This is a genomic window from Streptomyces sp. NPDC002698 (assembly GCF_042888945.1).
In the GTDB taxonomy this organism is placed as follows: domain Bacteria; phylum Actinomycetota; class Actinomycetes; order Streptomycetales; family Streptomycetaceae; genus Streptomyces.
The window spans coordinates 149,240-170,412 of record NZ_JBIAQM010000017.1 but is presented as its reverse complement, the minus strand read 5'-3'; the positions used below and the strand labels follow the sequence as shown (position 1 = coordinate 170,412).

Here is a 21,173-nt window from a genome sequence, read left to right as displayed (position 1 = left end):
CGGGCGCTGTCGCCGCCCCCCGGGCCCCCGCCCCCCCGGGCGGGGTGGGGGGGGGGGGGGGGGGGGGGCGGCCCCCCCCCCCCCCCCCCCCCCCCCCCCCACGCCACTTTTGTGGTTCCTGTGTGACGGGTAAGGTTAGGTTAGCCTCACCGATCATCGGGACGGCGTGACCCAACGATTCCGGCGGGAGGTGAACCGGGTGTACGTCTGCAGTTGCTTCGGGATCACCGAACAGCAGGTGAAGAAGCACGCGGCGGACGGCGCGTGCACTCCTCGGCAGATAGCCTCGGCCTCCAAGGCGGGCACGGACTGTGGTTCGTGCGTACGCCGGATCCAGGCGCTGCTGGGCAGGGGCTCGTGTCCGCGCCGTGAGCTGGCCGACCAGGGCATGCCGGTGCTCTCCGAGGTCCTCGCGGAGGCCGAGACCGATCGGCGCGAGGCCGTCGGGTACGAGACCGCGGCGCGCGAGGCCGCCTAGCCCCGAAACCGGCCGGCCCTGAACCCGGCCGGCCCTGAACCCGCCTAGCTCTCAGGCTGCTCGATGAGCTGCGCGAGGTAGAGCGCCTCGCCGAGCTTCTCGACCAGTTCCAGCTGGGTGTCCAGGTAGTCGATGTGGTGCTCCTCGTCCTCGAGGATCGACTCGAAGATGTTCGCGGACGTGATGTCGCCCTTCGCGCGCATCACCTCGATCCCGCGCTTGAGGCGGTCGATCGCCTCGACCTCCACCTGCCGGTCGGCCTGGAACATCTCGGTGACGGTCTGCCCCACCCGGACATGGAAGAGCCGCTGGTAGTTCGGCAGTCCGTCCAGGAAGAGAATGCGGTCGGTGAGGACCTCCGCGTGCTTCATCTCGTCGAACGACTCGTGCCGGGTGTACTTCGCGAGCTTGGTCCAGCCGAAGTTCTCCTGCATCTTCGCGTGCAGGAAGTACTGGTTGATCGCGGTCAGCTCACCGGTCAGCTGCTCGTTGAGGAACTCGATGACCTCGGGGTCGCCCTGCATCGCAGAGGCTCCTTCCGTGCGGGGGACTGGGCAGATTGCGCCGCATCTTTGCACCGGTGTCCGGGAGCGTCCAGTAAGTGCATGCTTACTCCGAATTGCCCCGATCCTGGCCGTGCTGGTCATGGGCACTGTTCCGGGTCTGTCAGGATGGAGTCATGGGTCAGCCGGTGGAGCGCGAATCTGGAGAAACGGCACAGTCGGAGCTTCCGCCGGGACAGCGACTTCAGCGCGGCTGGCCGGTCACGCACTACGGTCCCGTACCCAAGTTCCGCCCCGAGCGCTGGGAGTTCCGGGTCTTCGGAGCCACCGCCGACGGCGGGAAGCAGTGCTGGACCCACGACGAGTTCACCGCCCTGCCGTACGCCTCCGTCGTGGCCGATCTGCACTGCGTCACGAAGTTCAGCATGCTGGGGGCCGAATGGGGGGGTGTTCCCGCCCGTACGATCCTGGAGATAGCCCCGCCCGCGCCCACCGTCACCCACGTGATGGTGTGGGCCGAGTACGGGTTCAGCTCGAACCTGCGGCTCGCGGACTTCGCGTCCGAGCGCACCATCTTCGCCACCCACAAGGACGGCGAACTGCTGACGGCGGAGCACGGCTTCCCGCTGCGCCTGGTCGTCCCGCATCTGTACGCGTGGAAGGGGCCCAAGTGGGTGCGCGGCGTCGAGTACATGACCGCCGACCGCCGCGGCTTCTGGGAGGAGCGCGGCTACCACAACGTCGGTGACCCCTGGCGCGAGCAGCGGTACTCCTACCAGGAGGAACCCGGGGACGGCCCCGAGCTCTGAGCCGCCGGCCCGAGTGCCGGCGCGCGTCCCCGGTGCCGGTGTCCCGGCAGGTCAGTGGTGGTACCGGTGCACCACGGCGTGCCCCTTGCCCCGGCCGATCGTCCACTTGTTGACCGGGGTCGTGACCACGAAGGCCACCACGAGCGAGATCAGCAGCGACCCCCAGAACAGCAGGTCGTCCAGCTGCGCGTCCATCGCGTCCGGCCACAGCGCGATGACGCCGTTGTCGATCAGCTCCATCACCGCGATGGACAGCGTGTCCGCGGCCAGCGCCACCCGGAAGGCGGTGCGGAAGCCGACGCCCGCCCTCAGTACTCCGCGCAGGGTGAGCGCGTAGCCGAAGAAGAAGGCCAGCACGACGGCCAGGACCGTCGTCGGCAGGTTTCCCCACCCGAACGCCGTGCCCACGACCATGCCCAGCACCTCGCCGATGGCACAGCCGGTGAGGCAGTGCAGGGTGGCCAGGGCGGCCAGGGACCAGGTGGCCGCGGCCGGCCCGTGGTGGTGGGCGTGGTGCGGGTCTTCGTGCGTGTCCGTGTGCGTGTCCGTGTCCGCGGGCCTGTCCGCGTGTGCCTCGTGCCGCATGGGATCCCCCAGTGTCGAGTCACTGCTCCTTCGCACAGGAGGAACCACATACCCCCCTGGGGTATTCCCGAAGATTGCGGGACCGGTTGCGGGACCGGTCGCGGGACCACGCGGCCCTATCCGTCGCGGAGTTTCTTCAGCCGCTCCACATCGGCCGCGTGCCCTTCCTTTCCGCCGGGGGTCTCGATGATCAGCGGGACGCCCTCCGTGGCGGGATGCGTCATGAGGGCGCGGAACGGGTCCTCGCCTATGTGGCCGGAGCCGATGTTCTCGTGGCGGTCCTTGTGCGCGCCGACCACATCCTTGGAGTCGTTGGCGTGGATCAGCTTCAGCCGCCCCTCGCCGACGGTGTCGACCAGCAGATCGAGGGTCTGGTGCATCCCGCTCGGCCCGGTCAGATCGTGGCCCGCCGCGAAGATGTGGCAGGTGTCGAGGCAGACGCCCAGCTTGGGGTGGGCGTCCAGGGCCTCGAAGTAGGGGCCGAAGTCCCAGGTGCGTGAGCAGAGGGAGGCACCCTGCCCGGCGGTCGACTCCAGCAGCAGGAACGGGTCGTCGTCATGGGTCAGTTCGTCCAGCAGCGGCAGCAGACGGTCGCGCACCTGCTTCAGGGCGACGGACCGCTCCCGGCCGCCGGTGGCGCTCCCGGTGTGCACGACCACGCCCAGGGCGCCGATCTCCCGTCCGCGCCGCAGCGAGTGCCGCAGCGACTCCACCGACTTCTCGACCGTCGCCTCGGTGTGCGAACCGAAGTTGATCAGGTACGGGGCGTGGACGTACGCGGGGATCGATCCGGCGGCGCACGCGGCGCGGAAGTCCTCGTCCTGCTTCGGGTTCCCGGCAGGCGTCGCCCAGCCGCGCGGGTTGGCGACGAAGACCTGGACGGTCTCGGCCGCGAGATCACGGGCGTAGGCCAGGCCGACGGAGTTGAGGCCGCCGGCCACGGGGACATGGCCGCCGACGGGATTGCGGAGCTGCTTGCTGGTCACGCCCGCCAGGGTGTCACGTGCCGTCGGGTCCCCCGCGGGCGGACCCGTGGGGGACCCGTGAGCGGACCTGTACGCGGACCTGTACGCGGACTTCGCGGGGGAGCGGCCTCCGAGCGGCTGCCCGGTCGGAGGCCGTACGCCGCCGGGGCCCGGCGGCGGATCCGCTCAGCGGATCTGGATCGTGATCGTCGAGCCCTTGGGCGCCGTGTCGCCGCCGTCCACCGACTGCTTCTTGACCGTGTCGCCGAAGAGCCCGAGCAGCCCGCGGTCCTTGTGGACCTGGAACCCCGCGTCCTCCAGAGCCTTCGTGGCGTCGTCCACGCTGTCGCCCACGACGTCCGGGACCTCCACCATCTCGGGGCCCTTGGAGAGGGTCAGCGTCACCGTGTCCCCCGTGGCGGCCTCGCGGCCCGCGCGCGGCGTCTGCTGGGCGACCTGGTCCTTGTCGAACTCCGAGTTGACCCGCTCCGCGGCGATCTTCACCTTCAGGCCCGCGTCCTCGAGCTGCGCGGTGGCGTCCTCGACCGACGAGCCGGTCACGTCGGGCAGTTCCACCGGGGCGCCCTTGCTCACGACGATCGCGATCGCCGAGCCCGAGTGCCGCTCGGTGCCCGCGGCCGGATCCGTGCCGATCACGAAGCCCTTCGTCACGTCCTGGCTGAACTCGCGCGTGACCATGCCCGCGGCGAGCCCGTCGCCCTTGAGCACCTCTCTCGCCTTGAACAGGGCGAGGCCCTTGAGGTCCGGCACCTTCACCGTCTGGGGGCCGTCGGAGACGGTCAGGGTCACGGAGTCGTTGTCGCGGATCCGCTCGCCGACACCGGGGTCGGTGCTGATGACCGTGCCCCGCTTCACGGTGTCGCTGTAGGCGTGCTTGACCCGCTTGACGTCCAGACCGGCACCCTGGAGCTGGGTCCTGGCCTGCTGCTCCGTCTTCGCCAGGACGGGCGGGACCTTGGTGAACTGGCCCGAGTTGATGTACCAGACACCGGCGCCGAGGCCGAGCACCAGCACGATCGCGGCGACGACCAGCATCACCCCGCGCCGCGGCCGCGGACGCGTCCCCGGAACCCGCGGCGGCCCGACCGGTGCGGTGGTGAACGGGCTGCTCTGCTCGAACCGGCTGGTCCGGTCGAGGGCGCTGTCGTCCTCGTTCACGGGCAGCAGCCGGGGGACGGACAGCGAGCGCGGGATCACGCTCGTACGGTCGTCGGCGTTGTCGTGGCCCACGGACAGCGCGCCCGGCGGGACCGCGTCGAGCTGCTCGGCGGTGAGACCGGCGCGGGCTTCGAGGACCTGGCCGAGCAGGGCCACCGCGTCGGCCGGGCGGAGCTCGGGGTTGCGGGCCGTGGCCGCGGTGACCAGCTCGTCGAGCGGGTACGCGAGGCCCGGCACGACTGCCGACGGGGGCGGCACGTCCTCGTGGAGGTGCTGGTAGAGCACCTGCGCGGGGGAGTTCGCGGTGTGCGGCTTGGCGCCGGTGAGCATTTCGTAGAGGACGACGCCGCAGGCGTAGACGTCGACCCGGGTGTCGGCGGTGCCGTGCTCGATCTGCTCGGGGGCGAGGTACGACACGGTGCCGAGGACGGTGCCCGTCGTGCTGGTCACCGTGTCCACGGCGCGGACGAGACCGAAGTCCGCGACCTTGACCCGGCCGTCGTCCCCGATCAGGACGTTCTCCGGCTTCATGTCGCGGTGCACGAACCCGGCGCGGTGGGCCGCGCCGAGCGCGGCGAGCACCGGCTCCAGGATGTCGAGCGCGGCCCGGGGCTGGAGGGCGCCGCGCTCGCGCAGCACGTCGCGCAGGGTGCACCCGGCGATGTACTCCATGGCCAGATAGACGTACGACCCGTCCGCCCCCTGGTCGAAGACCTGCACCACATTGGGGTGCGCCAGCCGTGCCACCGACTTGGCCTCGCGGATGAAGCGCTCGACGAACGAGACGTCCGCGGCCAGCGTCGGGTGCATCACCTTGAGCGCGAGCACGCGGTCCAGACGGGTGTCCAAGGCCCTGTAGACCGTGGCCATCCCGCCGACCGCGATCCGTGCGTCGACGCGATAGCGGCCGTCGAGCACGTGTCCGACAAGCGGGTCCTGAAGGGTCGTATCCACGCAGGTGAGTCTACGAGCCGCCACTGTCACGAGGTCACGTTCGGCCGATACAGGGGCCCGACTGCAGCCGACCTGTGACGCGCATCGCACGTACGAATGTCTGTTCGTCGAGCAGATGTCCGATCATGGCCCGTCTGTCACCGCAAGGCCACAACGCGACAACCCGCACGCCCGCCCGGCCGGAAACCGACAGGGAAGCCGATGCGGAAGCCGCGCGGAGACCGGCGCGGAGACCGACGGCCGGCGGCCCTCGGTCAGAACGCCGGGCGCTCGGGGTCCAGTGCCGCCATGCCCTCCACGGGAGAGGACGCCGTGGCGAAGTGCCTCCGGGGGATGCGTCCGGCCCGCCGCGCCAGACGCCCCGCCTCCACCGCGTGCCGCATGGCCTCCGCCATCAGGACGGGCTCCTGCGCCCGCGTCACCGCCGAGGCCAGCATCACCCCCGCGCACCCCAGCTCCATCGCGAGCGCGGCGTCCGACGCCGTGCCCGCTCCCGCGTCCAGGATCACCGGCACGCGCGCGTGCTCGACGATCAGCTCGAAGTTGTGCGGGTTGCGGATCCCGAGCCCGGACCCGATGGGCGAGCCGAGCGGCATGATCGCCGCACAGCCGACGTCCTCCAGCTTCCGCGCCAGCACCGGGTCGTCGTTCGTGTAGGGCAGCACGGTGAAGCCGTCGTCGACCAGCGTCTCCGCCGCGTCGAGCAGCTCGATCGGATCGGGCAGCAGGGTCCGCTCGTCGGCGATGACCTCCAGCTTGACCAGATCGGTGCCCAGCGCCTCGCGCGCCAGACGAGCCGTCAGCACGGCCTCGCCCGCGGTGTAGCAGCCGGCCGTGTTCGGCAGGACACGGATGTTCAGCCGGCCGAGCACCGACAGGACCGAGCCGTGCACCGACGCGTCCACGCGCCGCATCGCGACCGTCGTCAGCTCCGTGCCGGACGCCACCAGGGAGCGCTCCAGCACGTCGAGGCTGGGCGCGCCGCCCGTCCCCATGATCAGCCGGGAGGCGTAGGTCGTACCGCCGAGGACGAAGGGGTCGTCTGCCATGGGTCAGCCTCCTTGGACGGCGGTGAGGACCTCGACGCGGTCGCCCTCGGCGAGCGGGGTGGAGGGCCACTGCGCACGCGGGACGACGGTCTCGTTCAGGGCGGCGGCCACCCCGGACGACGACGGGGTGAGGGTCGCGACGAGCGCGTCGAGAGCGGTTCCCGCGGCGATCAGCCGCCGCTCCCCGTTGACGACGATGTTCATACGTGCAGCTCCGTGCGGGCCGTGGCGCCGAAGCGCAGGGGGGTGAAGGGGCGGGCTTCGGCGGGGAGTTCGCCGGTGGTCAGGACGTGGGCCAGCACGTCTCCGGTCACGGGCGTCAGGAGCACGCCGTTGCGGTGGTGCCCGGTGGCCAGCAGCAGCCCGTCCAGCGCGCTCGGGCCGAGCAGCGGCGCGTTGTCGGGCGAGCAGGGGCGCAGCCCCGCGCGGGTCTCGGTGAGCGGCAGCTCGGTGATCCCGGGGACCAGCTCGTGGGCGTCGCGCAGCAGCTCGTACACGCCGCCCGCCGTCACGGTGGTGTCCCAGCCCAGCTCCTCGCTGGTCGCGCCCACCACGAGCTCGCCGTTCTCGCGCGGCACCAGGTAGACGTGGCTGCCGCGCACCACGGCCCGCACGGTGCGATGGAGGAAGGGCGCGTACCGCCCCGGCACGGTCAGCCGCAGCACCTGCCCCTTGACGGGGCGCACCGGCGGCACGACGTCGTCGGGGACGCCCGCCAGGCGGCCGCTGAGACTGCCCCCGGCGAGCACCACCTGACCCGCGCCGAGCCCGGTGCCGTCCGCGGTGACGACCCCGGTGGCCCGTTCCCGTACGACGCTCAGACGCTCCGCCCAGGTCCGGTGCATGACCACCCCGGCCCGCTCGCAGGCCGTGACCAGGGCCGCCGCGAGGCGCCGCGGGTCGATCTGGTGGTCGCCGTCGACCCGCAGGCCCCCGCGCACGCCGGGCGCGAGCATCGGCTCCAGGCGGCGGCACTCACGGCCGCTCAGCCACTCCGACTCCAGCCCCGACCGGACCTGCAGCGCGTGCAGTTCCCGCAGATGGGCGCGGTCGTCGGCGTCCAGCGCGACGGCCAGCGTGCCGCTGCGGCGGTAGCCGAGGTCCTGTCCGGTGGCCTCGGTGAGCTCGGCGGCGAAGTCCGGATAGCGGCGCGCCGAGGCGAGGTTGAGGCCCAGCAGGGTCTCCTCGCCGAAGTGCAGCTCGGTGACGGCGGCCAGCATCCCGGCCGCGACCTGCGCGGCCCCGCCGCCCGGCTCGGGGTCCACGAGCGCGGTCGTGAACCCGCGCTGCGCGGCCCGCCAGGCCGTCACCAGACCGATGATTCCGCCCCCGACGACGAGGACGTCCGACGAACGTGCAGACGGCATGGGCGTCCAGCCCCTCCCTTCGCCGGCATGACCCGGATCAGGTTCGTACGGTCGGAGGCCGCCCAGCCTCCCTCTCAGCCCGGTGCGTCCGGGCTCCCGCGAGTGCTTTACGTTGGCCACCCTAGCCCGCCCCCTCCGTCTCAGTAAGGGAGCCTCCGCCATGGCGCGACCGCTCGACGGCCTCGTGCTCGCCCCCGTCGCCGACCAGGCCCCGGGCCAGGTGGGCACCGGCACCCGGTTCACGTACCACGAGCGGGACGGCGTGGTCTGGGCCGACTACGCGGGCGGCGACGTCGTCCGCGGACATCTCGTCGGCACCCGCGAGGGCGACCGCCTCGACTTCCGGTACGTACAGCTCAGGCGCGACGGGACCACCGCGTCCGGCCACTGCGTGTCGCTCGTCGTGGAACTGCCCGACGGGCGCCTGCGGCTGGAGGAGAGCTGGACGTGGGAGTCGCAGCCGGGCGCCGGGACGAGCGTGGTGGAGGAACCGCGCGCGACCGGCCGTGTGGAACAGGTCACCGAGCACGTCCGCTGACTGACGGATCGTCACGTGTCTATGGTGATCAGGTGAGCGATCAGACGCAGGCACAGTCCCCGTCGCAGAGGCCCGCGGTCCGACGGGTCGTCGTGGCGGGCGCGGGCATGGCCGGGGTGCAGACCGCGGTCGCCCTGCGCGAACAGGGCTTCACGGGCACCGTCACGCTGATCGGCGCGGAGCCGCATCAGCCCTACGACCGGCCGCCGCTGTCCAAGGCCGTCCTGCTCGGCAAGGCCGAGGGCTCCGCCTTCGACATCGACTTCGAGGCCCTGGACATCGACCTCAGACTGGGCAGCGAGGCGCTCGGTGTGCGCCCCGGCGACCACGAACTGGACACGGACGCGGGGCCCGTCCCGTACGACGTCCTGGTCGTCGCCACCGGCGCCGAACCGATCCGGCTCCCCGGCGCCGAAGGCGTGCCGGGCGTGCATCTGCTGCGCACCCTGGACGACGCCGACCGGCTGCGTCCCGTTCTCACCCGGCAGCACGACATCGTGGTGGTCGGAGCGGGCTGGATCGGCGCCGAGTTCGCCACCGCGGCGCGCGAGGCGGGCTGCGCGGTCACGGTCGTCGAGGCCGCCGACCGGCCGCTCGCCGAGGCGCTGCCCGCCGAGGTGGCCGCCCCGATGACCGCCTGGTACGCGGACAGCGGGACCTCGCTGCGCACCGGCGCGCGCGTGGAGCGCGTCGAGCCCGGGGCGGTCGTCCTGGACGACGGCTCCCGGGTGCCCGCGGACGCCGTCGTGGTCGGGATCGGCGCGCGGCCCGCCACGGCCTGGATCGCCGGCTCGGGCATCGAACTCGGCGCCCACCGCGAGATCGTCGCCGACGACCACCTGCGCAGCTCCCTGCCGGACGTCTACGCGGTCGGCGACTGCGCCTCCTTCCCGTCCGGACGCTACGAGGAACGCCTCCTCGTCCACCACTGGGACAACGCCCTCCAGGGCCCGCGCACGGTCGCCCTGAACATCGTCGGACAGACGCCCGCCGCCTACGACCCCGTGCCGTACTTCTGGTCCGAGCAGTTCGGCCGCTTCGTCCAGTACGCCGGCCACCACACGCCCGCCGACACCCTGGTCTGGCGCGGTGACCCCTCGGGAGCCTCCTGGTCGGTGTGCTGGCTGCGCGAGACACGGCTCGTCGCCCTTCTGGCGGTGGGCCGCCCGAGGGATCTCGCCCAGGGCCGCAGGCTGATCGAGGCGGGCGCCGCCATGGATCCGGAGCTGCTCACGGACGCGTCGAGGCCGCTGAAGGGCGCCACGGTCTGATCCGTCACCCCAGGCCGGACGCCCTCGGCTTCCGACTGTCGGTCCGGGATGGCACGCTTGTCCCGTGACCGAGATTGACGCAAAGATCGATGCTCTCGTCCCCGCCTGGCTCACCCTCCCCGACATCGCCGAACAGTTCGGCGTCGAGGTGACGCGCGTCCGGCAGCTGGTCAAGGACGGCCAGCTGATCGCCGTACGCCGTGGTGAGAACCGCGCGCTGCACGTCCCCGCCGATTTCATCGACGCGGACGAACAGAAGGTCGTCAAGGGCCTGGCCGGCACCCTGACGCTCCTGAGGGACGACGGCTTCTCCGACGAAGAGGCCCTCGAGTGGCTCTTCACCCCCGACCCGAGCCTGCCCGGCACCCCCGCACAGGCTCTGAGCGAGAATCGCGGCACGGAGGTGAAGCGCCGCGCCCAGGCGCTCGCCGTCTGACCTGAACGCGACCGTCCGGCACGGGGAGTGCGGCGGCGGGACCATCCCGGCCGCCGCACTCCCCGCGCACCGACCAACGGGGGACCCACGCATGCCCGAGAACGCCGCCACGACCCCACGGGGCCTGCTCGCCGACGCCCGCGTCTATCTGTGCACGGACGCCCGCAGACGTCAGGGCGACCTCGCCGAGTTCCTCGACGCGGTCCTGGCGGGCGGCGTCGACATCGTGCAGCTGCGCGACAAGGGCATGGAGGCGGGGGAGGAACTGGAGCACCTCCAGGTCTTCGCGGACGCCTGCGCCCGGCACGGCAAGCTCCTCGCGGTCAACGACCGGGCGGACGTGGCCCACGCCGCCCGCGCCGACGTCCTGCACCTGGGCCAGGGGGACCTCCCGGTTCCCGCGGCCCGCGCGATCCTCGGCGACGAGGTGATCGTCGGCCGTTCCACGCACTCCGCCTCCGAGGCCGGCGCCGCCGCCGTCCAGGAGGGCGTGGACTACTTCTGCACCGGCCCCTGCTGGCCCACCCCCACCAAGCCCGGCCGCCACGCACCCGGCCTCGACCTGGTCCGCGGCACGGCGGCCCTCGGCACCGGCCGTCCCTGGTTCGCGATCGGCGGCATCGACCTCGGCCGGCTGGACGAGGTGCTCGAAGCGGGCGCCCGCCGCGTCGTCGTCGTACGGGCGATCACCGAGGCGGACGACCCGGGCGCGGCGGCGGCGGAATTCGCGAAGCGGCTGCGCACGGCGTAGGCCGCCGGCCGCCCGCGTGGAGAGTCCCGGCGGGGCCGCTGTCCGAGGGGTGGACAAGAACTCGACAGACCGGACAAAAGGCAGCGGTTCGGTTGGGTGACCGACGCCCTCTGGCTAACCTGCGGGTATGGCCCTCGGATCTGCTTCCACCAGGACTGATCGCGCACGCACCGTGCGCGACATGCTCGCGACCGGCAAACAGACCTTTTCCTTCGAGTTCTCGGCGCCGAAGACTCCCAAGGGCGAGCGGAACCTGTGGAACGCCCTGCGGCGGGTCGAGGCCGTGGCTCCCGACTTCGTCTCCGTGACCTACGGGGCGGGCGGCTCCACGCGGGCCGGCACGGTCAAGGAGACCGAGCAGATCGTCCTCGACACGACCCTCACCCCGGTCGCGCACCTCACCGCGGTCGATCACTCCGTCGCGGAACTGCGCAACATCATCGGGCAGTACGCGGACGCGGGTATCCGCAACATGCTCGCCGTGCGCGGCGACCCGCCCGGCGACCCCATGGGCGAGTGGGTGCCCCACCCCAAGGGTCTGGCCTACGCGGCCGAACTGGTGCGCCTCATCAAGGAATCCGGCGACTTCTGCGTCGGGGTCGCGGCCTTCCCCGAGATGCACCCCCGGTCCACGGACTGGGACCTGGACGTCTCCCACTTCGTCGACAAGTGCCGCGCCGGCGCCGACTACGCGATCACGCAGATGTTCTTCCAGCCGGAGTCCTACCTCCGTCTGCGTGACCGCGTGGACGCGGCGGGTTGCGCGACGCCGGTCATCCCCGAAGTCATGCCCGTGACAAGTGTGAAGATGTTGGAACGGCTGCCCAAACTCTCGAACGCTTCGTTCCCGGACGCCCTGAAAGAGCGGATCCTCACAGTCAAAGACGATCCGGCGGCTGTACGCTCCATTGGGATCGAGTTCGCGACGGAGTTCTGTGCGAGGCTGCTGACCGAGGGAGTCCCCGGGCTGCACTTCATCACGCTCAACAACTCCACGGCGACGCTGGAAATCTACGAGAACCTGGGCCTGCACCACCCGCAGCAGGCCTAGACCGGTCGCACCCGCGTACGACACACTGCGTAGCGGCCACTGGGAGAGGGGCGTACATGGGCTTGACGGTCCTCTATCTGGCATTCGGCATTGTCGCGCTGTGGCTGCTCGGCGAGGTGCTGCTGCAGTACAAGGCGCGGCTGCGCTTCCGGCTGCTCGCCTTCGTCGGCTTCCTCGGTGTGGTCCTCGGCGTGCTCATGCACTCGGTCGTGGTCATCGGCCTGGGCGCGGCCGCCTTCACGGTCGGCCAGACCTATGTGACGCTGTCGTTCCGCCAGGGCTTCGCGCAGGGCTGGGCCATCAAGGGCCCCGCCATGGAGGACAAGCCCGGCAAGCTCGGCAAGCTCAGCAAGCGCCGCCGCGGTGAGCCGGACGAGGCGGCGGAGTCGTCGGAGGAGAACTCCGACCTCGAAGAGGTCGAGGTGGCCGCCTACCGTCGCGAGGACCAGTACGCCGACGAGGACGACGTCTTCACGCCCGCCCCGTCCGACCGGTTCGCGCCCCCGGAGCAGGCCGATCCCGCGGCCACCGGGTCGACCTCGGTCTACGAGCCGCAGCCGCTGCCCGAGGACACCGGCTCCTACGGTGTCTACGACTCCGGCGCGTACGCCGCCGCCACCGACCAGTCCTACGCCGGCGCGTCCCAGTCCCAGGACCAGCAGGCCTACTCGACAGGTCAGAACCAGCAGGCCTACGCCACGGGCCAGAACCAGCAGGCCTACGCGTACGACGGCTACACGGGCTACGACCAGCAGCAGCAGTACGGCTACGGCAACGGCCAGCAGCAGTACACCACCTACACGGACCCGTACACCGGCCAGCAGACGTACACGGGCGCCACGTACGACCAGACCGCCTACAACGGCGGCGACCAGCAGTACGCACAGCAGCAGAACTACGGCCAGGACCAGTACGCCACCGGCACGTACGGCGGCGAGACCCCGGCCGAGGGCGTCTGGGTGCCGCAGCAGCGCACCGACGAGTACGGCGCCGAAGTCCCGCCCGAGCAGCAGCAGTACCCGTACCAGGGCAACGGCAGCGCCGGGTACGACGAGCAGTACCGCTACTGACCGGCAGGCCGAGGCGACGGCCTCCCGCACCGCTGCCCGCCGGCACGTTCACTGCGAGCCCTGGAACTCCGGCCCCTCCACGATCAGTCCGGCCACCAGAGCGCCCGACATGCCGGCGTGCGGCAGACCGCCGCCGGGGTGTGCCCAGCCCCCGGCCGCGAACAGCCCCGGTATCCGCGTGGTGTTCGACGGGTGCAGCAGCCGGCCGCCCGCCGCGGCGAGCGCCGGGGCGGGAACCGCGCCGCCCTCCACGCCGGTCGCCTCCGCGACGTCGGCCGGGGTGCGGACCTCGTGCCACAGGAGCCGGTCCCGCAGACCGGGCAGGGCCCGCTCGGCGGCGTCGAGAACCCGCTCCACGTCCTGCCCGGACACCTGAGCGCCGGACGGGACCGTGACGGTCAGCGTGACGGCCTCGTGCGCCGCGTCCGGGACGAGCGCCGGGTCGTCAGGACGTACCACCACGACGGTCGGCGCCGCGGGCACGCCTGGACGCTCCCCGAAGAGCCGGTCCAGCTCACCCTCGCGGTCGGCCGAGTGGACCACCGTCCGGTGCGCCGTCCCGGCGGGCCGTCCGCCACGCAGCGCGAGCAGCAGCGTCAGTCTGCTGGACGTGCCGGCCCGCGGCGGCACCTCGTCACCGACGCGGAGCGCCGCCCCGGCGACGAGGCCGTCCAGGGCGCCGGGCGCCACGCCCGCGACCACGAAGTCGGCCCGCTCGAACGTGTCCTCCCCGGATCCGGAGGAGTCCGGGCCGCTCCCGGCACCGGAAGCGGCGGAGCCGTCCCGGGAGAGCTCCACACCGACGACCCGGCCGTCCTTCTCGACGATCCGTCCGACGGGGATCCCGAAACGGAACTCGACCCTGCGCTCGAGGCACCGCTCGTACACGGCGCGCGCCAGCTCCCGGATGCCACCGCGTACGTACCAGCTGCCGAAGGCGTGGTCCATGTACGGCAGCACGGCGGCGCTCGCCGGGGTGGCGCGCGGGTCCAGCCCGTACACCAGGGCGTGGCTCTCCAGGAGGGCCGTCAGGCGCGGGTCGCGCAGCTCCCAGGCGGCGACCTCGGCGAGGGTCCCGGCCCGGCGGGTGCGCAGCAGCTTCTTGTGCGGCACCGAGGGATAGGGCTCGCGTTCGGCCAGCACCGTCCAGTTGGGCCACAGCGGCTCCTCCAGGAGCGGCCGGCGCGAGCGGTCCCACGCCTCCCGGGCCCGCACCAGGAACTCGCCCCACCGCGCGCCCGCACCGTCGCCGAGCGCTTCGTCCAGCGCGGTGAGCACACCCGCGCGCGAGGCGTTCGGCAGGGACACCCGGGTGCCGTCGGCGAAGACATGGCCGGCCGACGGGTCGACCTGCACCAGCTCGACGCACTCCTCCAGCGGCCGCTTCCCGGTCTTGACGAACAGGTCGCGGTAGACCGCGGGCACCGGCAGCAGCCCCGGGCCCGTGTCGAACACGAACCCGTCCCGCTCGAAGCGGCGCACCGCACCGCCGTACGTCTCCGTCCGCTCGTACACCACCACCCGGTGGCCCGCGACGGCCAGCCGGGCGGCGGCCGCCATCGCGCCCATCCCGGCGCCGATCACCGCAATCCGTCCCATGGCGGCGACTTTATCCGCCGCCACCGACAGTCCCGTCAGTCCCGGTCCGCGTACGGCGTCCCGCCGGGCGGCCGCTCCACCGCCGCGGCCGTCCGGCGCTCCTCCCGGCGCCGCGCCCGGCGGCGCAGGAACAGTCTGACGCGCGAGAGAAGGAAGCAGAGCACCGCGAGCCCGGTGAAGAGCAGGGCACCGGCTACGACCGCCGCGGCCCAGGGGTGGAAGACCGCCAGCGTGACGACACCCGCGACCCCGAGATCCTCGACGGTGCTCACGGCGATGTTGCTGAAGGGCTCCGGCGAGGTGTTGACCGCCATCCGCGTCCCGGCCTTGACCGTGTGGCTCGCCAGCGCCGTGGAACCGCCGAGCAGGGCCGCCGTCAGATCCGAGAGCGAGCCGCTCTGACCGGCGAGCAGCGCCCCGACCCAGGCACCCACCGCCGGCCGGATCACGGTGTGCACGGAGTCCCACACCGAGTCGACGTACGGGATCTTGTCGGCGACCGCCTCGCAGAGGAAGAGAACGCCGACTGTGACCAGGATCTCAGGGCGTTGCAGGGCCTCCGGGACGTCGTCGCTCAGCCCGGTGGCGCCGAATATGCCGAGGAGCAGCACCACCGCGTACGCGTTGACGCCGCTGGCCCAGCCGCTGGTGAGGACCAGGGGGAGTACGGACACGGAGGGGATCGTAACCAGGGGGCGGCGGGGGCGTCCTGGGGTTGAGCACGTATGTCTGAGTATCCGTACCTACTGGGTGAGATGAGTAGGCGCACGGATGGGTCCGACCTGCGCGAACGGGAGAGTGGAGACACGGAAGGGGGCGCGGCTCCGGCACCGCCGACACGGGGCGGCGGAACGGACCTCGCGCCCTTGTCCGCTCCTTCCGCCGGCCCGCTCGGCGGGAGCGAGACACGGGGGAACCCGGGGGACGACCGAACGGGGGCCCAACGGGGGGCACGGGGGACACGGGGGAGCACGACGAAAGCGCCGGTACGGACGGCCCGCGGGGGAAGCGGCCGACCGGACCGGCGCTTTCGCGCGCACGGTGTGAAGCGGCGCGGCGGAAAGGCGCGCCCGGTGTCAGCGGTGGCCGCTCACCCGCCCCTGGAGCAGCCGGGACAGCGCCGCGTGCACGTCGTCCAGGGAGCGCTCCGGCTGGAAGGCCTGCCAGTCCAGGGCGGCCACGAGGACCATCCCGACCAGCGCCGCCGCGGTCAGCGGAATGTCGATCTCGTCGCTGAGTTCCCCGCCCGCCACCGCGTCGCGCAGAACGCCCTCGACGACCGCCACCGCCTGCTGCCGCACCACCATCAGGGTGGACTGCCAGGCCCGGTTGGTACGCCAGAGCTCCGCCACGTAGAGCTGGGTGAACGCCGGATAGCGGTTGATGAATTCGAGCCCGGCCCGGATCATCGCGTCCAGTGCGTCGACCTTGCTGCCGCCGTCCCGGTCGGTCTTCTCCGCCGCCTCCCGCAGCGAGGCGGTGAGGAGCCCGACGCCATGGCGCAGCAGCTCTTCGAAGAGGACCGATTTGCTCGCGAAGTTGTAGTAGACCGTGCCTTTCGCGACCCCGGCCCGCTCGGCGATCTCGTCCACCGTGGTGGCGGAGAAGCCCTGTTCGGCGATCAGGGTGACGGCCGCCTCGTAGAGCTTCTGCCGGGTCGCCTCGCGACGGCTGCCGCCGCCCGCCGTGGTGCTGCTGCTTTCCATGGCTCCGATTGTCACAGGAGCACCCGCGCGCGTGGTCACAGGCTCAGCTCCGGGTGCAGCCGGTCGAGGGTCCACACCTGTTTGCGGCGGGCCGTCAGGGCGGTCAGGGCGAGCGCGCCCACCGTGAAGGCGGTCAGCACCAGGCACGCGGTCCGTACGGGCTCCAGTCCGCCGCCGGTGATGAGCCTGCGGAGGGCCTCGACGATGTAACTCATCGGCAGGAAGGGGTGGATCGCGTTGAAGAAGCCCGGACTGGTCTGGACGGGGTACGTGCCGCCCGCCGACGTCAGCTGGAGCATCAGGAAGGCCAGGACGAGGATCCGGCCCGCGGCTCCGAAGCGGGCGTTCAGCCACTGCACGATCGCCGCGAAGCAGGCCGTCACCAGGAACAGGAAGCCGACCGTTCCCGCCGTACGGACCATCTGGAGCCCGATCGCCCAGTGCAGCACCGCCATCAGGGCGGCCGTCTGAAGGATGCCGACGACGACGACCGGCAGCCAGCCCGCCAGCGCGATGCGCCACGCCGAGGCGCCCGCCGCGAGCGCGCGCCGGTTCAGCGGCTGGATCAGCATGTACGCCACCATCGCGCCGACCCACAGGGACAGCGGGATGAAGTAGGGGGCGAAACCGGTGCCGTAGTTGGGCGCCTTGTGCAGGTCCCTGGAGGCCATGCGCACCGGGTCGGCCATGACCTCGGTCCGCAGGTCGCGGTCGGGCTTGTCGTAGTCGGGGATCCGCTCGGCGCCGTCGTGCAGGCCGCCCGCCAGCTTCCCGGAGCCGCCGACGAGCTTGTACAGGCCGCCGTCGAGGTCGCCCGCGCCGGTCTTCAGCCGGCCGACGCCCTTGTCGAGGGTCGCCGCGCCGGTCTTCGCGGTGCCGAGCCCGGAGTGCAGACGCTTCGCGCCCCGGGCGACCGCGGAGGCGCCCTCGTTCAGCTTGTCGATCCTGGAGACGGCGTCGTCGAGGTCCTCGGAGAGATGCGGCGAGCGATCGGCGAGGGCGCGCGCCTGCTTCTCCAGCGTCGCCAGGTTCTTGTCCAGTTCGACGAGGTCGCCGTCCTGGTCGCCGATCAGGGCGTTCACGTCGTCGGCGACCTTGACGACGTCCGAGGCGGCCTCCGCCGCCTTCGTCAGCTCGGGACACGCAGGGTCGGGGACCGGCAGGGTCTCGCACCGCGAGCGGTGGACGGCGTTCAGCGCGTCGGAAGCGGTGCGCGCGCCCTTGGCCGCGGCCGGAGCGGTCTTCACCAGGGTGCCGAGGTTGTGGCGGATCCCCGCGGCGGAGTCGGCGACCAGCCGGGCGGTGTCGCCGATCGACTTCTCGTTGTCCTCCAGGAAGGGGCCCACCTTGTCCGCGACCCCGTCGACCTTGTCGGCCAGCGCCCGGGTGCCGTCCGCGACCTGCTGCGAACCGTCCTCCAGGTCGCCCGCGCCCGTGGTGAGCTTCCTGAGGCCTCCGGAGAGCTTTCCACTGCCCTTCTTGGCCTCCTGCAGACCGTCGGCGAGATCCTTGGAGCCCTTCTTGGCCCTGCCGATGCCACTGCTGAGCCGGTCGGCGCCGTCGGCCGCCTGCACGGTCTTCCCGTGGATGTCCGAGAACGAGATGAAGATCTTGTCGAGGAACGAACGCGAGGCCTTCGTGGAGGCGGCCGTCCGTACCTCGCTGAACACCGTGCGGGAGATCTGTCCGACGATGTAGTTGTTCGCGTCGTTGGTCCGCACCTGGAGAGCGCTCGTCTCGGGAGAGGTCCCGGAGCTGGACGCGATCCTCCTGCTGAAGTCGCCCGGCATGGTCAGCGACAGGTAGTACGTGCCGTCCTCCACGCCCCGGCGGGCCTCGGCCGGGCTCACCTCGTGCCACTCGAAGGTGTCGCTGTCGCGCAGCCCCTTGGTGATGGTGTCCCCGACGGTGACCCTGCGGCCGTCGGCCGTCGCTCCCTCGTCGGCGTTCACCAGTGCCACGGGGATGCGGTCGAGACGGCCGTACGGGTCCCAGAACGACCACAGATAGAGGGCGCCGTAGAGCAGGGGCAGCAGCAGGAGCGCGACCAGGGCGGCGCGCGGGAGTTTGCCCCGGCCGAAGCGGCGGAGTTCGAGAAAGGCCAGTTCAGGCGAGCGCATCGGCCGTCTTCCTGTCGCTGTTCCCGCTGTCGCTGTCGCTGTCGCTGTCGGCGGCGGGGGTGGTGGCGGTGTCTGCGTCTTTGGTTGCGACCGCGTCCGTGTCTACGTCCGCGTCCGTGTCTACGTCCGCGTCCGCGTCTACGTCCGCGTCCGCGTCTACGTCCGCGTCTACGTCCGCGTCGGCGGTCGTGTCGGCGGTGTCGGCACCGTCCTCGGACGGCTCGGACGGCTCGGTGGGTGTGGCGGCCGGTGCGGTGGAGACGGCGACGGCGCCCTCGGGAGCCTCGCTGCACACCGCCACGACCGTCGTTCCGGACTCGGTGAGAGACGTCAACAGGGCCCAGACCTCGGACCGTTCGGCGTCCGAGAGCTTGAGGTCGGTGTCGTCGACGCCGAGCAGCCCCGGGCGGCCGATCAGGGCCAGCGCGATGGACAGCCGCAGCGTCTCGACCCGTTCCAGATCGCGTACCGCGGTCCTCGGTCCCTTGGGCAGGGTGTCCGGGTCGAGCCCGGCGGCGGCCAGCGCGGCGCCGATCCGCGACGAGGCCTCTGCCGCCCGCTCGCCGCGAGGCCGCAGCAGGGCGCGCAGCGAACCCCCGAACCGCCGCTGGAGCAGGGCCCGTTCCCGCAGGTGCTCCCCGACGGTCAGCGCGGGGTCGAGGTCCGTGACGCCGGGCACGTGCGCGAGCGCGCTGGTCCGGCGCACCGCGGCCAGTTGCTTCGGCAGCCTCGCCGAACCCACGGCCGCCGTCCCCTCGGTGGCCTTCATCCGGCCCGTGAGGGCGAGCAGCAGGCAGGTGCGGCCGGATCCCGACGGCCCCTCGATCGCGACGAGCGATCCGGGTTCCGCGTCGAGACGGACCCCGCGGAAAGCCCACCCGCGGGGTCCTTCGAGTCCGAAGTCCTCTGCCGTGACACGCAGTCCGTGCGGACCGTCCACAGCTCCCCCATCCTCTGGAACACATCGAACTACTTTTGAACTGACTGGTCAGTGCAAAAACTAACCCGAACTTTCGATCGAAGCAAAAGCGCAGGTCAGAACGGATTGTCAGTGGCATACCGCACGATGGGCACATACGGCCACAGTGCCGTCACACGACGACAGGAGGTTCGTCATGGCCAACACTTCCGCAGCCGCCGCCCGTCGGCGCCGCGCCACCGGCCCTGCCCCCTCACTGACCACCGGACCGGCGGGCGACGTCCACCCCGTGCTCCGCCGGGCCACGGCCCCGCCCGCCGCCCTCGACCTGCTCTCCCAGGCCCGCGCCGGACTTGACGAGGCGACGGCACTGGAGACCTCCAACGAGCGTTACGCGACGGCCCACTTGGCCGCGCTGCGCACCGCCGCCGCCGTCCTCGCCGCGCGTGCCCGCCCGGAGCCCGCGTCGCGGCGCAGGGCCCGAATCCGCAGCGCCTGGGAAGTCCTCCCGGAGATCGCTCCCGAACTGACCGAGTGGAGCGCGCTGTTCGCCTCCGGGGCCACCCGCCGTGCCCGCGCGGAGGCCGGCATCCAGGGAGCGGCCACGACCCGTGACGCCGACGACCTGATACGCGACGTCGCCATGTTCCTGCGCCTGGTCGAGCGGATGCTGGCGTTGCAGCCCGTGCTGCCCCAGCCGCGCCAGGACGGAGACCGGGACCGGAGCCGGGACCGGGTGGACGGCACGGACAGGGAGGTTCCGGACGCGGGTTGACGGGAGGGAACCCCGGACGGGCGGGCGATCCGGCGCGCGCGCCTGGTGTGATCCGGCGCGCGTGAGACAGGGGGCCGGTCACGGTGGCGGAGGCAATAGGGTGGAGGCGCCTGCTGCCTCCCCGCCGGGAGGCCCGAAGATCGCTCCGCCGTTCGACAGGCGGTGCCGCGCCGAGGAGTCAACTGCCGTGTCGGACCCGATGCGCCCCCGCGCTTCTCTCCGTACCGCCGTGGTCTGGGAGGTCCTGAAGGACGCCCTGGACCGTCAGGTCAAGGCCGCCGGGCGGGAGTCGCTCGACGTACTCGACACGGGCGGCGGCAGTGGCAACTTCGCCGTGCCCGTGGCCCGCCTCGGCCACCGGGTCACCGTCGTCGACCCCAGCCCGAACGCGCTGTTCGCGCTGGAGCGACGTGCCGCCGAGGCCGGCGTCGCCGACCGCGTGCAGGGTGTCCAGGGCGACGCCCACGGCCTCTTCGACGTGGTCGAGCGGGGCCGCTACGACGCCGTGCTGTGCCACGGCGTCCTCGAATACGTGGACGACCCGGCCGAGGGCGTCCGCAACGTCGTGGACGCGCTGCGCCCCGAGGGCGTGCTCAGCCTCCTCGCCGCGGGCCTGGGCGGTGCCGTGCTGGCCCGCGCCCTCGCCGGGCACTTCAAGGAGGCCCGGCACGCGCTCGACGACCCGGACGGACGCTGGGGCGAGAGTGATCCCGTTCCGCACCGGTTCACCGCCGACCAGCTCACTTCCCTGGTCGCGGGCGCCGGCCTGCACGTCGCCGCCGTGCACGGCGTACGGGTCTTCGCGGACCTGGTGCCGGGGGTCCTGGTGGACACCGAGCCGGGTGCGCTGGAGGCCCTGCTGAAGCTGGAGGCGGCGGCGGCCGAGCTCACCGCGTTCCACTCCGTGGCCACGCAGCTCCATGTGCTCGGTGAGGCCCGAGGGGCCACGGAGGACTGAGCGGACCCGTGGTGCGGCGCTGATCAGGGGCTTGGCGGCAGACGGAGTACACCACAGACCACCCGATCGAGTGCTCGGCGCCGTATGATC

Annotated in this window: 22 protein-coding genes and 1 riboswitch; of the genes, 10 read left to right on the top strand and 12 right to left on the bottom strand. The window is 72.2% G+C overall.

What is annotated here, in order from left to right:
* Nucleotides 1-190: 190 nt before the first annotated feature.
* On the top strand, nt 191-478 hold the full coding sequence (locus ACFYW9_RS24125; RefSeq protein ID WP_351867681.1) for a (2Fe-2S)-binding protein: 288 nt from the start codon (nt 191-193) through the stop codon (nt 476-478).
* Between the two features lie 44 nt (nt 479-522).
* Here ACFYW9_RS24125 and bfr read toward each other — a convergent pair whose 3' ends face one another.
* Complete coding sequence (gene bfr, locus ACFYW9_RS24120) at nt 523-1,002, bottom strand: bacterioferritin (RefSeq protein WP_351867538.1); 480 nt, start codon at nt 1,000-1,002, stop codon at nt 523-525.
* A gap of 155 nt (nt 1,003-1,157) precedes the next feature.
* Here bfr and ACFYW9_RS24115 point away from each other — a divergent pair, with 155 nt between their 5' ends.
* Nucleotides 1,158-1,790, top strand: a complete 633-nt coding sequence (locus tag ACFYW9_RS24115; protein WP_326788273.1) for a sulfite oxidase-like oxidoreductase — start codon at nt 1,158-1,160, stop codon at nt 1,788-1,790.
* 51 nt (nt 1,791-1,841) lie between these two features.
* Here ACFYW9_RS24115 and ACFYW9_RS24110 read toward each other — a convergent pair whose 3' ends face one another.
* The 6 genes from ACFYW9_RS24110 to thiO form a co-directional block, all read right to left on the bottom strand.
* On the bottom strand, nt 1,842-2,375 hold the full coding sequence (locus ACFYW9_RS24110; protein ID WP_389153893.1) for a DUF4396 domain-containing protein: 534 nt from the start codon (nt 2,373-2,375) through the stop codon (nt 1,842-1,844).
* 116 nt (nt 2,376-2,491) lie between these two features.
* Nucleotides 2,492-3,361 carry a deoxyribonuclease IV gene (locus ACFYW9_RS24105; RefSeq protein WP_328668616.1) on the bottom strand — a complete coding sequence of 290 codons (870 nt, stop codon included), beginning with the start codon at nt 3,359-3,361 and terminating at the stop codon, nt 2,492-2,494.
* A gap of 165 nt (nt 3,362-3,526) precedes the next feature.
* Nucleotides 3,527-5,473: a Stk1 family PASTA domain-containing Ser/Thr kinase gene (gene pknB / locus ACFYW9_RS24100; RefSeq protein WP_389153889.1), complete on the bottom strand. Its 1,947-nt coding sequence runs from the start codon at nt 5,471-5,473 to the stop codon at nt 3,527-3,529.
* 254 nt (nt 5,474-5,727) lie between these two features.
* Nucleotides 5,728-6,522, bottom strand: a complete 795-nt coding sequence (locus ACFYW9_RS24095) for a thiazole synthase (RefSeq protein WP_326788276.1) — start codon at nt 6,520-6,522, stop codon at nt 5,728-5,730.
* Between the two features lie 3 nt (nt 6,523-6,525).
* On the bottom strand, nt 6,526-6,726 hold the full coding sequence (gene thiS, locus ACFYW9_RS24090) for a sulfur carrier protein ThiS (protein ID WP_328668614.1): 201 nt from the start codon (nt 6,724-6,726) through the stop codon (nt 6,526-6,528).
* Nucleotides 6,723-7,889 (bottom strand): glycine oxidase ThiO, encoded by a 1,167-nt coding sequence (gene thiO, locus ACFYW9_RS24085; protein ID WP_389153884.1) that lies wholly within the window; start codon nt 7,887-7,889, stop codon nt 6,723-6,725. The genes thiS and thiO overlap by 4 nt, the downstream gene beginning before the upstream one ends.
* A riboswitch (TPP riboswitch) is annotated at nt 7,887-7,999 on the bottom strand. It overlaps the preceding gene by 3 nt.
* A 50-nt stretch (nt 8,000-8,049) precedes the next feature.
* Between thiO and ACFYW9_RS24080 the strand changes: the two genes are divergently transcribed.
* From ACFYW9_RS24080 to ACFYW9_RS24055, 6 genes are all read left to right on the top strand, one after another.
* Nucleotides 8,050-8,427: a hypothetical protein gene (locus ACFYW9_RS24080; RefSeq protein WP_351867518.1), complete on the top strand. Its 378-nt coding sequence runs from the start codon at nt 8,050-8,052 to the stop codon at nt 8,425-8,427.
* A 32-nt stretch (nt 8,428-8,459) separates the two neighbouring features.
* Nucleotides 8,460-9,698, top strand: a complete 1,239-nt coding sequence (locus ACFYW9_RS24075; protein WP_389153879.1) for an NAD(P)/FAD-dependent oxidoreductase — start codon at nt 8,460-8,462, stop codon at nt 9,696-9,698.
* A gap of 64 nt (nt 9,699-9,762) precedes the next feature.
* Nucleotides 9,763-10,134: an Rv2175c family DNA-binding protein gene (locus tag ACFYW9_RS24070; RefSeq protein ID WP_261706908.1), complete on the top strand. Its 372-nt coding sequence runs from the start codon at nt 9,763-9,765 to the stop codon at nt 10,132-10,134.
* 91 nt (nt 10,135-10,225) lie between these two features.
* Nucleotides 10,226-10,885: a thiamine phosphate synthase gene (gene thiE, locus ACFYW9_RS24065; protein WP_389153875.1), complete on the top strand. Its 660-nt coding sequence runs from the start codon at nt 10,226-10,228 to the stop codon at nt 10,883-10,885.
* 127 nt (nt 10,886-11,012) lie between these two features.
* Nucleotides 11,013-11,936 carry a methylenetetrahydrofolate reductase [NAD(P)H] gene (gene metF, locus ACFYW9_RS24060; RefSeq protein WP_351867509.1) on the top strand — a complete coding sequence of 308 codons (924 nt, stop codon included), beginning with the start codon at nt 11,013-11,015 and terminating at the stop codon, nt 11,934-11,936.
* Nucleotides 11,937-11,992: 56 nt separating this feature from the next.
* On the top strand, nt 11,993-13,006 hold the full coding sequence (locus tag ACFYW9_RS24055; RefSeq protein WP_389153871.1) for a hypothetical protein: 1,014 nt from the start codon (nt 11,993-11,995) through the stop codon (nt 13,004-13,006).
* A 48-nt stretch (nt 13,007-13,054) separates the two neighbouring features.
* On the opposite strand, the gene ACFYW9_RS24050 is transcribed toward ACFYW9_RS24055, so the two are convergent.
* The 5 genes from ACFYW9_RS24050 to ACFYW9_RS24030 form a co-directional block, all read right to left on the bottom strand.
* The gene (locus tag ACFYW9_RS24050; RefSeq protein ID WP_389153868.1) at nt 13,055-14,605 is read right to left on the bottom strand and encodes a phytoene desaturase family protein; all 1,551 of its coding nucleotides are present in this window, start codon (nt 14,603-14,605) and stop codon (nt 13,055-13,057) included.
* A 35-nt stretch (nt 14,606-14,640) separates the two neighbouring features.
* On the bottom strand, nt 14,641-15,279 hold the full coding sequence (locus ACFYW9_RS24045) for a DUF4126 domain-containing protein (RefSeq protein ID WP_389153865.1): 639 nt from the start codon (nt 15,277-15,279) through the stop codon (nt 14,641-14,643).
* Nucleotides 15,280-15,681: 402 nt separating this feature from the next.
* Nucleotides 15,682-16,311, bottom strand: a complete 630-nt coding sequence (locus tag ACFYW9_RS24040) for a TetR/AcrR family transcriptional regulator (RefSeq protein ID WP_326788286.1) — start codon at nt 16,309-16,311, stop codon at nt 15,682-15,684.
* Between the two features lie 35 nt (nt 16,312-16,346).
* The gene (locus tag ACFYW9_RS24035) at nt 16,347-18,431 is read right to left on the bottom strand and encodes a YhgE/Pip family protein (protein WP_389153861.1); all 2,085 of its coding nucleotides are present in this window, start codon (nt 18,429-18,431) and stop codon (nt 16,347-16,349) included.
* Nucleotides 18,418-19,371 carry an ATP-binding cassette domain-containing protein gene (locus ACFYW9_RS24030; RefSeq protein WP_389153858.1) on the bottom strand — a complete coding sequence of 318 codons (954 nt, stop codon included), beginning with the start codon at nt 19,369-19,371 and terminating at the stop codon, nt 18,418-18,420. Before ACFYW9_RS24030 ends, ACFYW9_RS24035 begins: the two co-directional genes overlap by 14 nt.
* A 175-nt stretch (nt 19,372-19,546) precedes the next feature.
* Here ACFYW9_RS24030 and ACFYW9_RS24025 point away from each other — a divergent pair, with 175 nt between their 5' ends.
* Both ACFYW9_RS24025 and ACFYW9_RS24020 read left to right on the top strand, forming a co-directional pair.
* Nucleotides 19,547-20,125, top strand: a complete 579-nt coding sequence (locus ACFYW9_RS24025; protein WP_389153855.1) for an SAV_6107 family HEPN domain-containing protein — start codon at nt 19,547-19,549, stop codon at nt 20,123-20,125.
* Between the two features lie 187 nt (nt 20,126-20,312).
* A complete protein-coding gene (locus tag ACFYW9_RS24020; RefSeq protein ID WP_326788290.1) occupies nt 20,313-21,083 on the top strand; it encodes a methyltransferase in 771 nt (256 codons plus the stop codon).
* The last annotated feature ends 90 nt before the right edge of the window (nt 21,084-21,173 follow it).

Excerpts from the sequence above, each read along its gene's own strand:
- ACFYW9_RS24080 (WP_351867518.1), top strand. The coding sequence starts at position 8,050 with ATGGCGCGACCGCTCGACGGCCTCGTGCTCGCCCCCGTCGCCGACCAG.
- ACFYW9_RS24055 (WP_389153871.1), top strand. The coding sequence starts at position 11,993 with ATGGGCTTGACGGTCCTCTATCTGGCATTCGGCATTGTCGCGCTGTGG.
- ACFYW9_RS24025 (WP_389153855.1), top strand. The coding sequence starts at position 19,547 with ATGGCCAACACTTCCGCAGCCGCCGCCCGTCGGCGCCGCGCCACCGGC.
- thiO (WP_389153884.1), bottom strand. The coding sequence starts at position 7,889 with ATGCCGTCTGCACGTTCGTCGGACGTCCTCGTCGTCGGGGGCGGAATC.
- ACFYW9_RS24110 (WP_389153893.1), bottom strand. The coding sequence starts at position 2,375 with ATGCGGCACGAGGCACACGCGGACAGGCCCGCGGACACGGACACGCAC.
- thiE (WP_389153875.1), top strand. The coding sequence starts at position 10,226 with ATGCCCGAGAACGCCGCCACGACCCCACGGGGCCTGCTCGCCGACGCC.
- metF (WP_351867509.1), top strand. The coding sequence starts at position 11,013 with ATGGCCCTCGGATCTGCTTCCACCAGGACTGATCGCGCACGCACCGTG.
- thiS (WP_328668614.1), bottom strand. The coding sequence starts at position 6,726 with ATGAACATCGTCGTCAACGGGGAGCGGCGGCTGATCGCCGCGGGAACC.
- ACFYW9_RS24115 (WP_326788273.1), top strand. The coding sequence starts at position 1,158 with ATGGGTCAGCCGGTGGAGCGCGAATCTGGAGAAACGGCACAGTCGGAG.
- ACFYW9_RS24040 (WP_326788286.1), bottom strand. The coding sequence starts at position 16,311 with ATGGAAAGCAGCAGCACCACGGCGGGCGGCGGCAGCCGTCGCGAGGCG.
- ACFYW9_RS24095 (WP_326788276.1), bottom strand. The coding sequence starts at position 6,522 with ATGGCAGACGACCCCTTCGTCCTCGGCGGTACGACCTACGCCTCCCGG.
- ACFYW9_RS24050 (WP_389153868.1), bottom strand. The coding sequence starts at position 14,605 with ATGGGACGGATTGCGGTGATCGGCGCCGGGATGGGCGCGATGGCGGCC.
- ACFYW9_RS24035 (WP_389153861.1), bottom strand. The coding sequence starts at position 18,431 with ATGCGCTCGCCTGAACTGGCCTTTCTCGAACTCCGCCGCTTCGGCCGG.
- bfr (WP_351867538.1), bottom strand. The coding sequence starts at position 1,002 with ATGCAGGGCGACCCCGAGGTCATCGAGTTCCTCAACGAGCAGCTGACC.